Consider the following 13456-nt stretch of genomic DNA (forward strand, 5'->3'; position numbering starts at 1 on the left):
GCACCTCCGGGCGGCAATCGACCGGCGGTGGGAAGAGCAGGAGTGCCCTCCGGGCCGGTGCTTGATGCTACCGAGCCCACCACGTGGAGCAGTCCGGCTCTCGCCCAGCGTGAACCGGATCACCCATTCGAGCGAAGCTCTATCGCTTGTTAGTTTCGGAGCGTGTGAGCAGGGCGGGTTCGATATGACCCTCTGCAACAATGACCGCCGGGCCCGTCATGTCGACTTCTCCGTCCGGGTGTTCCGTCATCACCAGTCGCCCGCCGGGGAGATCCACGGTGTAGGTGACGGGGACTCCGGTGACCGCGGGGTCGACACCGTCCCTCCGCGCGGCGGCGACGGCCACCGCGCAGGCGCCCGTCCCGCAGGATCGGGTCTCACCGGAACCGCGCTCATGGACCCGTAGGGCGAGATGGCGCTCGCCCCGGTCGACGACGAACTCGATGTTCACGCCCTCCGGGTAGACGGCCGAGGGGGTGAAGGGCGGCTCGGTCGACAGATCGCCCGCATGGTCCAGGTCTTCGACGAAGGCGACGGCGTGGGGATTGCCCATGTTGACGTTGCGGGTGGGCCAGGCTCGCTCCCCCACGGTGACGGTGACCGTTTCCTCGGGCAGAACCGCACGGCCCATATGGACGGTGATGTCGCCTTCCCCTGCCGGAGTCCCCTTGACGAGGTGCACCTTCTTCACCCCACCGCGAGTGGCGACCGCGAGATCTCCGACCCCGATATGGCCGGCCCGCTGGAGGTACCGGGCAAAGACACGGACACCGTTGCCGCACATCTCGGCGATGGAGCCATCGGCGTTCCGGTAGTCCATGAACCACTCGGCCTCGCCGGCCATGGCGCGTGCCTCGGGGTGCGCCGAGGACCGGACGATATGCAGCAGTCCGTCGGCCCCGATACCGGCACGGCGGTCGCAGAGCCGGGCGACAGCGGCGGCGGGCAGCTCAAGGAGATTGTCCGGGTCGGGGACGAGGACGAAGTCATTCTCGGTGCCGTGCCCCTTGAGGAAGGCGATCGGCGCAGGCGGTGGGGTGCTCACCCATCCATCGTACGAGGAGCCGGGAGCGGTTCCGGCCAAGATGATCAAGAAGGTTTGGGGATCACGCGCCGGTGGGGCCGGTGATCTCCATCGGTCGGTGGCTGGGGACCGGGTCCGCTCAGCGCAGCCGGGCGACGCGCATGACGGCGAGGGCGACCAGCGCCGCCCCCACTCCGACGTAGAGCGCGAGCACCCGCCAGTCGGGGCGCTCTCCGGAGCCGCGGGCCGGCAGCCCGGGCCATGTGTGGCCCACCCGGCGGGCGGCCATCACGCCCCAGCCGGCGGCGCAGCAGCTGATGAGCAGCCCCAGCATGGCGACGACCGGACCGCCTTCGCCCGTACCGAAGGCGAGCGGGAAGGCGAACATCAAGGAGCCCACCGCCGCTAGGGCGACGATGGGGGCGAGCTGCCAGATGCGGAGGCGGCGCGCCGGGCGCAGTTCGACTTCGACCTCGTCGGCGAGCTGGCCCTCGTCCTCGGGGCCGTCAGGGGTGAGCCGGGACGCGTTATCCGCCGCGTCCCGTTGCTGCTGGTCTGTGTCGTGAGGGCTGGCCTCCATCGCCACGCGCCCTCCCAACTCGGACTCCACAGTCGATCGATGCTCGATGATGGCACGGTCCGGGGCGCCGAAATGACGGGCAGGGCGTCCCGATGCCATCACGTGATCAGGCTGTGACCGCTCGTTCGATCAACGCCAGCGCCTGCCGCGGAAGTTCCCCACGGTGCTCGACGGCTCCGCTCAACCAGTGCACTCGGGGATCGCGCCTGAACCATGAATCCTGACGGCGCGCGAAGCGCTTGGTGGCACGAACGGTCTGTTCACGTGCCTGTTCCTCGCTGTAGTCGCCGGCGAGCGAGGCGAGGATCTGCTGGTAGCCGAGCGCGCGCGAGGCCGTGAGCCCCTCACGCAACCCCTGTGCTTCCAGAGCTCGGACCTCGTCGACGAAACCCTCCTCCCACATCCGGTCCACCCGGCGCGTGATGCGCTCATCCAGCTCGGGACGGGCGACGTCGACACCGATTTGGACGGTGTCGTAGACGCTGTCGTGAGTGGGGAGATTGGCGGTGAAGGGCTTGCCCGTGATCTCGATCACTTCGAGCGCGCGAACGATACGACGGCCGTTGCTCGGGAGGATCGCCTGGCCCGCTTCGGGGTCGGCGGCGGCGAGTCGCGCGTGCAGGGGCCCCGGGCCGTGCAGGGCCAGCTCCTGCTCCAGTCGGGCCCGGACCGCGGGATCGGTGCCCGGGAATTCGAGCGTGTCGATGGCGCCGCGCACATAGAGCCCTGAACCGCCCACCAGGATCGGAGCGCGCCCCGCCGCCAGCAGTCGGTCGATCTCGGTCCTGGCCAGCCTCTGGTAGTCGGCGACGTTCGCGGTCTCGGTGACGTCCCAGATGTCCAGCAGGTGGTGCGGTACGCCGTCACGTTCCTTGAGCGTCAGCTTGGCGGTGCCGATATCCATCCCACGGTAGAGCTGCATGGAGTCGACGTTGACGACTTCACCGCCGAGCTGGTGGGCCAGAAAGACCCCCAGATCGGACTTTCCGGCCGCTGTGGGCCCGACAACGGCAATGACCCTCGGTACGGGAGCTGCGCTTCTCACCGCCCCAGTCTCGCAAACACCGCGAGGTGTCCCCGAACGAGCGAGGTGACGGCACGGCCGGGGCTTCGTTTCCTGTTGCGAGGTGACGAACGCCGGTTTCCCGACCGGTGCCCCCGGGGTCGAAGCAACAGGGCGCTCCGGACGGCGCGGAACTTCACTCACACGAGTAGTCTATGGAGTCAATATGGGCGTTTTTGCACGGTTCCTTCGTAAGTCCAAGGATGTTGGTGCCCCCGAGGGTTCCGGCGTTGATGAGTCGGCCGCGGGTAGCCTGACAAAGGAGCCCGAGGCCGACAGCGGCACTGGTGCCGAGGCGTCTACGGATGCGGCGGCTCAGGAGTCGAAGGTCACAGAGCCCGACGCCGATGTGGCGGAGGAAGCAAAGGCCCCGGTCACCGAGGGCGTGGAAATTCCCCGACAGCAGTCGGCCGGGGAGGCCGCGGACAGCGAGGCCGGCGAGGGCGCCCGTAAGTGAACCCCCAGACGAAAGGTGCCCCATGGGCCTCTTGGACAATTTGAAGGCCAAGCTCGCCCCGGCCAAGGACAAGGTCACTGACCTGGCTCAGCAGCACGGGGACAAGATCGAGCACGGTCTGGACAAGGCCGCGAAGGCGGTCGACTCCCGGACCAAGGGCAAGTACAGCGGCACGATCCAGTCCGGGACCGGAAAGGCCAAAGAGGCCCTGGACCGCATCGCGCACAAGGACGATGGCGGGACTCCCCCGCCGAAGCCCCCCACTTCCTGACAGCGTTTGACTGTCCGACGGCCGCGGAGCACTACGCTCCGCGGCCGTCCGCGCTCTGTCCGCCGCAGTCGCCGCGCTGGGGGATCTACGCCGGGAGAGTCGACGGGCACAAACGGAGAGCCGAGCCCGCCCTCGACTGCTGCGGCCGGGTCGGCCCGGGGTCCCGTGGCGGCGAATCCCGCTCGGCGGGGTAGGAATCGCAGGTCGGGCGATCAGGACCAGGTCGCGACGAAGTACCCGACACCGTAGGGCGCGGCGTCATAGAGCAGTCGACCATCCAACCCCGCGCCCTCGGCGGCTCCTGCGAGCACCTGCCAGGGCGCACGCCCCGCCGCCTTGAGCTCATGCGCCAGTGAGGCGTCCAGCGTCCGGAGAGCCGCCAGGTCGGCGGAGCCCAGAGCACGAGCGGCAAGAGCGTCGAAGCCCTCGGCCCGCTCGTCGAGATATCCCGGCGCCTTGAGGGAGCGGCAGGCACTGCCGTCGGACATGACCAGCAGGGCGATCCGGGGAGCTTCCGCAGCGATCTCCCGGCCGGTCTCCCGACAGCGTGCGCTGTCGAGCGCCTCGTCGACACCCAGGCCTGCCACGGGTGAGGCCGCCCAGCGGGCGCGGTCCAGCAGCCACGCGCCGACCGTCAGCGAGGTGGGGAGTGGCCGCGCTTGGGGTTCGCCCGTGCCCAGGCGCACGGAGATGGCCGCTCCGAAGCCGCTGAAGGAACCGATCGCACCGGCGTGATGCGGGCCGCGCTCCCCTTCGCCGGCGGGCCCCACGACGACCAGTCGGTCGGGTCGGGCAGCCGCGAGTACGCCGATGGCATCGGCGCAAGCGGTACGCGCCGCGGCGAGTTCAGGGGCGGCTCCCACCGCGACTTCGGGTACGAGCAGGGGCGGGCAGGGGCACACGGCGGCGGCGACAAGCATGATCGGAAGCCTAGTGCGGGGCTGCGCTCCGGTTGCAGGGCCCTGGGCCGCACCGGAACGCGTCCCGGGTCACGCCAGCCGAACCGCGCGCCGTTCAGCGTTCCACGAGGCCCGGAAGCCGACCGTCAGCCGGGGCTGCACCCGGGGGCGACGGCGGCCGGAAGGGGCTCAGGGACGCCGATCTGCGGCAGCCCCAGCATCACCCCGGCCGGCTTGGCGACCGGTGCGTCCTGGCGCTTCTGCCAGGCGTCGCCGGCGCGGGTGCGGCGTACGGCCGCCACCGGGCCTTCGGCCAGCAGGTGGTGCGGCGCGGCATAGGTGATGTCGACGGTGACGACGTCGCCCGGACGCACTTCGGTGTCCGGCTTGGTGAAGTGGACCAGCCGGTTGTCCGGCGCCCGGCCGGAGAGCCGGTGGGTCGCGCCGTCCTTGCGCCCTTCACCTTCGGCGACCATGACGTCCAGTGTCCGGCCGACCTGCTTCTTGTTCTCGTCCCAGGAGATTTCCTCCTGGAGGGCCACCAGCCGCTCATAGCGTTCCTGGACGACCTTCTTGGGGATCTGACCGTCCATGGTGGCGGCGGGGGTGCCGGGGCGCTTGGAGTACTGGAAGGTGAAGGCGTTGGCGAAGCGAGCTTCACGGACGGTGTGCATGGTCTGCTCGAAGTCCTCCTCGGTCTCCCCGGGGAAGCCCACGATGATGTCGGTGGAGATGGCCGCGTGGGGAAGGGCGGCCCGGACCTTGCCGATGATCCCGAGGAAACGCTCCTGCCGGTAGGAGCGGCGCATGGCCTTGAGGATCGCGTCGGAGCCGGACTGGAGCGGCATATGGAGCTGCGGCATCACATTCGGGGTCTCGGCCATCGCGGCGATCACATCGTCGGTGAAGTCGCGGGGGTGCGGCGAGGTGAACCGGACGCGCTCAAGTCCCTCGATCCGCCCGCAGGCGCGGAGCAGCTTGCTGAAGGCCTCGCGGTCGCCGATGTCGGAGCCGTACGCGTTGACGTTCTGCCCGAGCAGGGTGATCTCGCAGACGCCTTCGGAGACGAGCGCCTCGATCTCGGCCAGGATGTCCCCGGGGCGGCGGTCCTTCTCCTTGCCCCGGAGGGCGGGCACGATACAGAAGGTGCAGGTGTTGTTGCAGCCGACCGAGATGGAGACCCACGCGGCGTACGCGGACTCACGGCGGGTGGGCAGCGTGGAGGGGAACGCCTCCAGCGACTCGGCGATCTCGACCTGTGCTTCTTCCAGGACGCGGGCGCGCTCCAACAGGACCGGCAGCTTGCCGATGTTGTGCGTACCGAAGACGACGTCGACCCAGGGCGCCCTGGTGACGATGGTGTCCCGGTCCTTCTGGGCCAGGCAGCCGCCGACGGCGATCTGCATTCCCGGGCGCTTGGTCTTCATCGGGGCGAGCCGGCCGAGGTTGCCGTAGAGCTTGTTGTCCGCGTTCTCCCGGACGGCGCAGGTGTTGAAGACGACGACATCGGCGTCGCCGTCGGCGCCTGCGGGGGCCCGGACGTAGCCGGCGCCCTCCAGGAGGCCGGACAGGCGTTCGGAGTCATGGACATTCATCTGACATCCATAGGTGCGGATCTCATAACTGCGTTGAACGTCCACTGCCTGGCTCCGGTTGCTGCTGGTCATGCGACAAGGGTAGGCGGTGGTTCGGACAGTTCTGGCCCGGGAGCCGATCGGCAGGGTCCTCCCGCGGCGATGGCGAGGGATCGAAGGGCGGCTCTGGGTGGTGGTCCCGGGGTCACTCTATGCGCGGGACGCATACCCATACCCCTTCATATGCGCTGGCCGCATATCGAGGTCAGGGGCAAAACTGGAGACAAGGGAACGACGGCCGCCGGGGCTCTGGAGCCCTGTTGGCCGGGTCGTCGAGCACGCGCAAACAGTGGAAGAGGAGACGGCATGAACAATCCCCGGGTCGCCATCGTGACGGGTGGTTCGCGTGGTATCGGTCGTGAGGTCGTCGCCCGGCTCGCCGCCGAGGGCCACCGTGTGGTCGTCAGCTATGCGGGCAATCACCTCGCCGCCGAAGAGGCCGTCGCCGACGTCGTACGGGCGGGTGGCCAGGCGGTCGCCATCGCCGGCGATGTCGCCGACGAGAAGGCGATGGCCGCCGTCTTCGATCTCGCCGATTCGGTCTACGGCGGGGTGGATGTCGTGGTCCACGCAGCGGGTCGGATGACGCTCTCACCGCTGGTGGAGCTGGATCTGGCGGAGCTGGACTCCCTCTACCGCACCAATGTCCGGGGGGCCTTCGTCGTCGCACGGCTCGCCGCCCTGCGGGTGCGCACCGGCGGCGCGATCATTACCTTCTCCACCTCGGTCATCGCTCTCCGACGGCCCGGATACAGCGCCTACGCGGCCGGCAAGGCCGCGGTCGAGACACTGACCCAGATCCTCGCCCAGGAGATGCGCGGTCGGGACATCACGGTGAACGCCGTCGCACCTGGCCCCACCGCGACCGAACTCTTCCTCGACGGCAAGGACGAGCAGACGATCGCGGCACTCACCGCTCAGCCACCACTGGAACGTCTGGGCACCCCCGGTGATATCGCGGGGGCTGTCGCCTTCCTCGCCGGGCCGTCGGGACGGTGGGTCAACGGCCAGGTGGTGCGGGTCAACGGCGGCATCGTCTAGGAGCCGGAGGGCGGCCCACGGAGGAGATGTCCGAGGGGCAACCGCACTCAGCGCGGGGCCGCGGACGACTGGACCGTCCCGTGGGGGATGGATACGCCCCCTTCAGTGCGATGACACCCATGGAACAAGCGCTTGCCATCCCCTCAAAAGCACAGCCCTGTCCCAACTGACGCAGTAGAGGGCATACGCCTCACTGCCCTTTTGGCACTCATCTGTCACCCGCGGGGTATGTACGCCCCAGCGCTCTCAGGGATGTACGCCAGGCAGTTCGGCTGCCGCGCTCCGCACGATGTCACGCAACCACCGGTGCCCGGGGTCCGCGTCCATGCGCGGATGCCAGGCGATGCCGTACGGAAAGGGTGGCAACTCCCCGGGCGCCTCGACGACGCGGTAGGCAGGGTCCCGCGCGTAGGCAGCCGTCGCCTGCCTCGGCAAGGTGGCGATCAACTCCGTACCGGGCAGGGCGGTGGCGGCGGCGGAGAAGAACGGGACCCGCAGTCCGACGGAACGCCGACGGCCCAGTTCTGCCAGTCGGCGGTCCACCATCGTCTGCTCGTCGCCGAGGACCGCAACGACCACATGCCGGTAGTCCAGGAAGTCCGCCAGCGCCAGTCGCCCGCCCGCGGCCCGCTGTTCCCCGACCGCTTCCGGGTCGGCCAGCGAGGCGCCTACCCCGGCAGCGCCGGCTTCCACGGCCAGGGCAGGTCCGCCACCACGGACGAGCGGGTGGTCAGCGGCCATCAGGCAGACGAACTCCTCCTCGAAGAGGGTCTCCCAGTGCAGCGACTTGGGCGCGGTGACTCCGGAGATCGCCAGATCCGCACGGCCCTGTTCGACATCGGGGAAGGTGTGGTCGCCGAAGGGCGTGACGTTCAGGGTCAGCTGGGGAGCCGTCTGGCACACCTGCCGAAAGATCCTGGGCCCCAGGACGGCGGTCGCATGGTCAGTGCATTGGACACGGAAGTTGCCGATGGCGGTCGCCGGATCAAAGGGATTGCCGCGGAGGAGAGACTCCAGACGCGGCAGGATGTCGGCGAGTTCGCTCTGGATCTGGCGCCCGCGTGGCGTTGGCTCGTAGCCGCTCCCCGCCCGTACGAGGAGCTCGTCGCCGAATGTGTCGCGAAGCCGTTGAAGCGTGCGGCTCATCGCGGACTGGCTGAGGTGGAAGCGAGCGGCGGCACGGGAGACATGCCGCTCTTCCAGCAGGACCGCGAGCGCCTCCAGCAGGTTCAGGTCCGCGTTCCTGATATGTGTCACTCGCATACTTTAGCCAGCGCACACGCGTGGAACGCATAGGCAGCGGCGCCCCGCGGTGGGGACAGCCGTGACTGAAGAGCAAGCTCCGCTTGCGCTGCACCTCATCCTCGGCCTGGTCACCGCTGGAGGTGACCTGACAGGATCGCGAGCATGTTCCAGGCCATGTCCCGCATCAACACTCGCGCCCTCCAGGCCGCGACGGCGGCTTTGGTGCTGCTCGGATTGATGCTCTGGTGGCTGCTACCGCTCGGCGAATCCAGCCCCCAGGGCTCGATCACCTTCAGCACCGGCCTACAGAACGGCGTGTACCAGCGGTACGGCGTCCTGCTGAAGGAAGCCCTCGACCGCGATCTGCCCCAGGTGGACATAGAGCTGCAGCTCAGCGAGGGGTCCCAGCAGAACCTCCAGCGCGTCGCGGCGGGGGATGCCGACTTCACCATCGCCACCGCTGACGCGGTCGCCAAGTACATCCGGGACGGTAGGCCCGGCTTTGAGCGCCTCCGCGGCTGCGCCCGGCTGTACGACGACTACGTACAGCTCGTGGTGCCCAAATTCTCGGAGTTCAACGAGATCGAGGACCTGCGGGGCAAGAAGGTGGGCATCGGCCCCGACGGGTCGGGAGTGCGGCTGATCGCCGACCGTTTGCTCGCCGCCTCGGACATCGACCCGGCCAAGGACATCACACCGGTGCACGCGGGGATAGACACTGTCCCGAACCTACTGAAACAGGGCAAACTGGATGCCTTCTTCTGGTCCGGCGGACTGCCCACCCGCGCCGTTCAGAATCTGTCCGAGCAGTTCCCGATCAGGCTGCTGCCCCTCCACGCGGGACTGGTCGACCGAGTGCACTCGGTCAGCGACGCGACGAGCTACTACCGACTCGCGGTCATGCCACCGGATGCCTATCTGGCGGCGCAGGCAGGGGTCCAGGTCTCCACGATGGCGGTCCCCAACCTTCTGGTCACGACGGACCGCATCGATCCGGAACTGGTCGAAGGCTTCACCCGTACCGTGATCAAGAGTCGGGACCGCATCGGCAATACGGTCCACCCCGCCCAGTTGGTGGACCTTCGAACCGCCATCTACACCGATCCGCTCCCCCTCCACGAGGGCGCGACCCGCTACTACGGCTCGGTGAAGCCCTAGGAGGTCGAGAGCGCGGGAGGAGTACTCGGGAGGCTGACCGTCACCCGCAGCCCCTGCGGCTCGTGGTGGGCGTAGGCAATCCTGCCGCCACCGGCGGAGAGCAGCGCCCGGGAGATGGAGAGCCCTAGCCCCGAACCCTTGACGTTCTGATGGTGACCGCTGCGCCAGAAGCGGTCACCGATCCGGGACAGCTCCTCGTCGGTCAGACCGGGGCCGCCGTCGGTGACCACGATCATGGATACATCCCCTTGGGAGGAGACCGCGACGGACACCTCCGCTCCGCTCGGGCTGAACTTCAGCGCGTTGTCGATCACCGCGTCCAGGGCGCTGGAGAGCGCGATGGGATCGGCCCAGGCGGTGACGGGGGACGGCTGGCCCACGAGCCGTACCCCCTTCTCGTCGGCCAGCGGGCGCCAGGAGGCGACCCGCTCCTGTGCCAGTTCACCGACATCGATGAGTTCGAGAGCCGCGGAGGTGTGTTCGGCCAGTGCGAGGTCCAGCAGATCGTCGAGAACCTGGGTGAGCCGTCTGCCCTCGGTGCGCACCGAGGCGATCTCCTCGTTGCCGTCCGGGAGTTCCAGTGCGAGCAGTTCGATGCGTAGGAGGAGCGCGGCCAGTGGATTGCGCAGCTGATGGGAGGCGTCCGCCACAAAAGCACGCTGCTGCTCCAGCACCTCCTCGACGTTGTCGGCCATCTCGTTGAAGGAGCGTGCGAGTCGCCGAAGCTCGGGTGGCCCGCTGGCGGCGGCGACACGGGAGTTGAGTCGCCCGGTGGCGATGTCGTGGGTGGCCGCGTCCAGGACCCGTACGGGACGCAGCACCCAACCGGTGAGGCGGAAGGCGGCGCCGACCGCCAGCAGCATGGCCGCGCTCTCACCGGCCGCTATCAGTAGCCAGCCCCTCAGGACACGGGAGCGGAGTTGGCCGGTGGGCGAGTCGGTGTAGACGACGGCGACCACATCGCCGTCGAGCACCACAGGTGAGGCGACGAGCAGTCTGCCGTTGTCCTGCCAGGGCCAGACCTGTGGCGGGTCCTGGCTGCGTCGACCCGAGAGGGCGTCACGGAACGCCTTCTGCCCCTCCCCGGTCAACGGTATGGCCATGCCCTCGGGGGCGTGCGCCATCGACTTCCCGCTGCGGTAGAAGACACCGACGTCGATGTCGTAGGTGCTGTAGTAGCGGCTGAGCTGGTCCCGGAGTTCGGTCAGTCGCTCATCGGTGTCGGAGGACTTGGTCACAAACTGAGCAAGGGCGGCAAACCGTACGGTGTCATCGATCCGGTCGACCACCACTCGCTGCTGCTGAGCCGCCGCCAGGCTCACGGCGAGCGGAAAGCCGAGCGCGAGGAGCACCCCGGCCATGAGGACGATGAGGAGTGGAAGGAGTCGGGTGCGCACAGCGAGTCAGGGTGTCACGCGGTCGGTGCGACGAGCCGGTAGCCGACCCCGCGGACCGTTTCGATCAGCGCGGGCATCCGCAGCTTGGAGCGCAGGGACGCCACATGCACCTCAAGGGTGCGGCCGGTCCCTTCCCAACTGGTGCGCCAGACCTCGCTGATGATCTGCTCACGCCGGAAGACGACTCCTGGTCGCTGGGCGAGCAGGGCCAGCAAATCGAACTCCTTGCGGGTCAGCTGGACCTCCGTACCGGCGACGCTGACACGACGGGTGGGCAGCTCGATGGTGACCGGGCCAAGGCGCAGGGCGTCCTCAGCAGCGGCTCCGGGCTCATCAGCGCTGGAGTGGCGCCTGGCGACCGCATGGATGCGGGCGAGTAGCTCGCCCGTGTCGTACGGCTTGACGACATAGTCGTCGGCGCCGAGGTTGAGTCCGTGAATGCGAGAACGCACATCGGAACGAGCCGTCACCATGATCACCGGCGTGGAGGTGAGTTTGCGGAGCTTTCCGCACACCTGGTAGCCGTCCTGGTCGGGTAGCCCCAGGTCCAGCAGGACCACACCGAAGGGCGGCTTACCGGGGTGGGTGGCGGGCAGCACGGCCCGGAGCGCCTCTTCTCCGTTGCGGGCGTGCACCACATCGAAACCGTGCCGGGTGAGCACCGCGGACAGCGCGGCGGCGACATGGTTGTCGTCTTCGACGAGCAACAGCCTCATGGCCCCCCTTCAGTCTTACGGTCGGTGGTCCTTCGTCCCGCGGCGCCGAATCACGGGCCGAGGCCGTCTGCGGCGTACCACGGCATCAAGTCCGATGGCCGGTGGAGCAGTCAAGGGCCTTTCCCGTGCACAGAGATTTCCGTTATCCACCCGGTACGCCGACCCTCTCAGCGTTCACCCATAGTGTCTACCTGAAGCCAGATCGTTATCCTCAATTTCCGCTCAGATGTAATGACGCTGGTCGCACCGCATCACTACTGTCCTCCCAACCGAGGAGGACGGAGCTAGAGCCGTGAGCGGAGTATCAGTCACCAAGGGGGCCGAGGACATCGTCCCGGCAGCGGGTGACCTGGTCGTGCTGAGCCAAGTCAACAAGCACTTCGGCGCGCTGCATGTGCTCCAGGACATCGACCTGACCATCGCGAGGGGCGAGGTCGTGGTCGTCATCGGACCTTCCGGGTCCGGTAAGTCCACGTTGTGCCGCACCATCAACCGTCTGGAAACCATTGACTCCGGTTCGATCTCCATCGACGGCAAGCCACTGCCCCAGGAGGGCAGGGAGCTGGCACGGCTGCGATCCGATGTCGGCATGGTCTTCCAGTCGTTCAACCTCTTCGCGCACAAGACCGTGCTGGAGAATGTGACGCTGGGTCAGATCAAGGTTCGGCGGACGGACAAGAAGGCAGCCGAGGAGAAGGCCCGCACCCTGCTGGACCGGGTCGGAGTGGCTTCCCAGGCCGACAAGTACCCCGCGCAGCTCTCCGGCGGTCAGCAGCAGCGGGTCGCGATCGCACGGGCGCTGGCGATGGACCCGAAGGTCATCCTCTTCGACGAGCCGACCTCGGCGCTTGACCCCGAGATGATCAACGAAGTCCTCGAAGTCATGCAGCAGTTGGCACGGGATGGCATGACGATGGTCGTCGTCACCCATGAGATGGGCTTCGCCCGCTCCGCGGCCAACCGCGTGGTCTTCATGGCCGACGGAAAGATCGTCGAGGAGGCCGCCCCCGAAGCGTTCTTCAACAATCCGCGCAGTGACCGGGCCAAGGACTTTCTGTCGAAGATCCTGCACCACTGACGTCGTAGCGACATATCACCGACGACCGATGAAACATGACGTAAGGGATGTTCACCATGAAGCTCCGCAAGTCATCGGCGGCCATCGCCACCGGGCTCGTTCTCTCCCTCGCTCTCACCGCGTGCGGTGGTGACAGCGACGACAAGGGCGGCGGCAAGATCGCCATCGGTATCAAGTTCGATCAGCCCGGGGTGGGGTTGAAGACTCCCGATGGCAAGTACGTCGGTTTCGATGTGGATGTGGCCACCTATGTCGCCAAGGAACTGGGCTACGACGCCAAGGACATCGAGTGGAAGCAGACCCCCAGCGCCCAGCGCGAAACGATGATCGCCAACGGTGATGTCAAGTTCATCGCCGCCAGCTACTCGATCAACGACGAGCGCAAGCAGAAGGTTTCCTTCGCCGGTCCGTACTTCCTCGCCCACCAGGATCTCCTGGTCCGCGCGGACGACACCTCCATCACCGAACCAAGCAGCCTCAACAGCAAGAAGCTCTGTTCAGTGGTCGGCTCCACCTCGGCGCAGAACGTCAAGGAGAAGCTGGCACCCAAGGCGAACCTCCAGGAGCAGGGCGGCTACTCCGAGTGTCTGACGGGCCTGGAGAACAAGGCCGTTGACGCGCTGACCACCGATGACTCCATCCTGGCCGGCTTCGCGGCCCAGAAGCAGCACCAGGGCAAGTTCAAGCTGGTGGGTCTCAGGTTGAGCGATGAGCGCTATGGCATCGGTCTGAAGAAGGGCGACACCAAGCTTCAGGGAGACATCAACAAGGCCCTGGAGAAGATGAAGTCGGACGGCTCCTGGGAGAAGTTCGTCAAGGCCAACTTCGGCCCGGCGAACTACAAGAACGAGCCCGCGCCCGAGATCACCGAGAAGGGCTGAGCCAGCGCTGAC

At 67.7% G+C, this 13456-nt stretch carries 14 protein-coding genes; 6 read left to right on the forward strand and 8 right to left on the reverse strand.

Annotated elements, in window-relative coordinates; all coding sequences use genetic code 11:
• Positions 1-139: 139 nt before the first annotated feature.
• The 3 genes from dapF to miaA form a co-directional block, all read right to left on the reverse strand.
• Complete coding sequence (dapF, locus tag NBG84_RS08905; protein ID WP_250918749.1) at positions 140-1045, reverse strand: diaminopimelate epimerase; 906 nt, start codon at positions 1043-1045, stop codon at positions 140-142.
• 118 nt (positions 1046-1163) lie between these two features.
• Entirely contained in the window at positions 1164-1604 is a 441-nt protein-coding gene (locus NBG84_RS08910; RefSeq protein WP_250918750.1) for a hypothetical protein, read from the reverse strand.
• 106 nt (positions 1605-1710) lie between these two features.
• On the reverse strand, positions 1711-2649 hold the full coding sequence (gene miaA, locus NBG84_RS08915) for a tRNA (adenosine(37)-N6)-dimethylallyltransferase MiaA (protein ID WP_250918751.1): 939 nt from the start codon (positions 2647-2649) through the stop codon (positions 1711-1713).
• 184 nt (positions 2650-2833) lie between these two features.
• Here miaA and NBG84_RS08920 point away from each other — a divergent pair, with 184 nt between their 5' ends.
• On the forward strand, positions 2834-3124 hold the full coding sequence (locus NBG84_RS08920) for a hypothetical protein (protein ID WP_250918752.1): 291 nt from the start codon (positions 2834-2836) through the stop codon (positions 3122-3124).
• 22 nt (positions 3125-3146) lie between these two features.
• Entirely contained in the window at positions 3147-3395 is a 249-nt protein-coding gene (locus tag NBG84_RS08925) for an antitoxin (RefSeq protein WP_250918753.1), read from the forward strand.
• A 212-nt stretch (positions 3396-3607) separates the two neighbouring features.
• Here the strand turns inward: NBG84_RS08925 and NBG84_RS08930 are convergent, their stop codons facing one another.
• Positions 3608-4315 carry a class III extradiol dioxygenase subunit B-like domain-containing protein gene (locus NBG84_RS08930; RefSeq protein WP_250918754.1) on the reverse strand — a complete coding sequence of 236 codons (708 nt, stop codon included), beginning with the start codon at positions 4313-4315 and terminating at the stop codon, positions 3608-3610.
• A gap of 125 nt (positions 4316-4440) precedes the next feature.
• Positions 4441-5961, reverse strand: coding sequence for a tRNA (N6-isopentenyl adenosine(37)-C2)-methylthiotransferase MiaB (miaB, locus tag NBG84_RS08935; RefSeq protein WP_250918755.1), 1521 nt, complete (start codon positions 5959-5961; stop codon positions 4441-4443).
• A 273-nt stretch (positions 5962-6234) separates the two neighbouring features.
• Here miaB and NBG84_RS08940 point away from each other — a divergent pair, with 273 nt between their 5' ends.
• Complete coding sequence (locus tag NBG84_RS08940; protein ID WP_250918756.1) at positions 6235-6969, forward strand: SDR family oxidoreductase; 735 nt, start codon at positions 6235-6237, stop codon at positions 6967-6969.
• A 246-nt stretch (positions 6970-7215) separates the two neighbouring features.
• Here NBG84_RS08940 and NBG84_RS08945 read toward each other — a convergent pair whose 3' ends face one another.
• Positions 7216-8226 (reverse strand): LysR family transcriptional regulator, encoded by a 1011-nt coding sequence (locus NBG84_RS08945; RefSeq protein ID WP_250918757.1) that lies wholly within the window; start codon positions 8224-8226, stop codon positions 7216-7218.
• Positions 8227-8376: 150 nt separating this feature from the next.
• Between NBG84_RS08945 and NBG84_RS08950 the strand changes: the two genes are divergently transcribed.
• Positions 8377-9372: a TAXI family TRAP transporter solute-binding subunit gene (locus NBG84_RS08950; RefSeq protein ID WP_250918758.1), complete on the forward strand. Its 996-nt coding sequence runs from the start codon at positions 8377-8379 to the stop codon at positions 9370-9372.
• Here NBG84_RS08950 and NBG84_RS08955 read toward each other — a convergent pair.
• A complete protein-coding gene (locus tag NBG84_RS08955) occupies positions 9369-10769 on the reverse strand; it encodes a sensor histidine kinase (RefSeq protein WP_250918759.1) in 1401 nt (466 codons plus the stop codon). The two genes, NBG84_RS08950 and NBG84_RS08955, sit on opposite strands and share 4 nt — an antisense overlap.
• A 14-nt stretch (positions 10770-10783) precedes the next feature.
• Positions 10784-11485 carry a response regulator transcription factor gene (locus tag NBG84_RS08960; RefSeq protein WP_250918760.1) on the reverse strand — a complete coding sequence of 234 codons (702 nt, stop codon included), beginning with the start codon at positions 11483-11485 and terminating at the stop codon, positions 10784-10786.
• 328 nt (positions 11486-11813) lie between these two features.
• Between NBG84_RS08960 and NBG84_RS08965 the strand changes: the two genes are divergently transcribed.
• Together NBG84_RS08965 and NBG84_RS08970 are read left to right on the forward strand one after the other, a co-directional pair.
• Complete coding sequence (locus NBG84_RS08965) at positions 11814-12563, forward strand: amino acid ABC transporter ATP-binding protein (protein ID WP_425608597.1); 750 nt, start codon at positions 11814-11816, stop codon at positions 12561-12563.
• 56 nt (positions 12564-12619) lie between these two features.
• On the forward strand, positions 12620-13444 hold the full coding sequence (locus NBG84_RS08970; protein WP_250918761.1) for a glutamate ABC transporter substrate-binding protein: 825 nt from the start codon (positions 12620-12622) through the stop codon (positions 13442-13444).
• Positions 13445-13456: the final 12 nt, after the last annotated feature.

The sequence above is a fragment of the Streptomyces albipurpureus genome (assembly GCF_023701525.1).
In the GTDB taxonomy this organism is placed as follows: domain Bacteria; phylum Actinomycetota; class Actinomycetes; order Streptomycetales; family Streptomycetaceae; genus Streptomyces; species Streptomyces albipurpureus.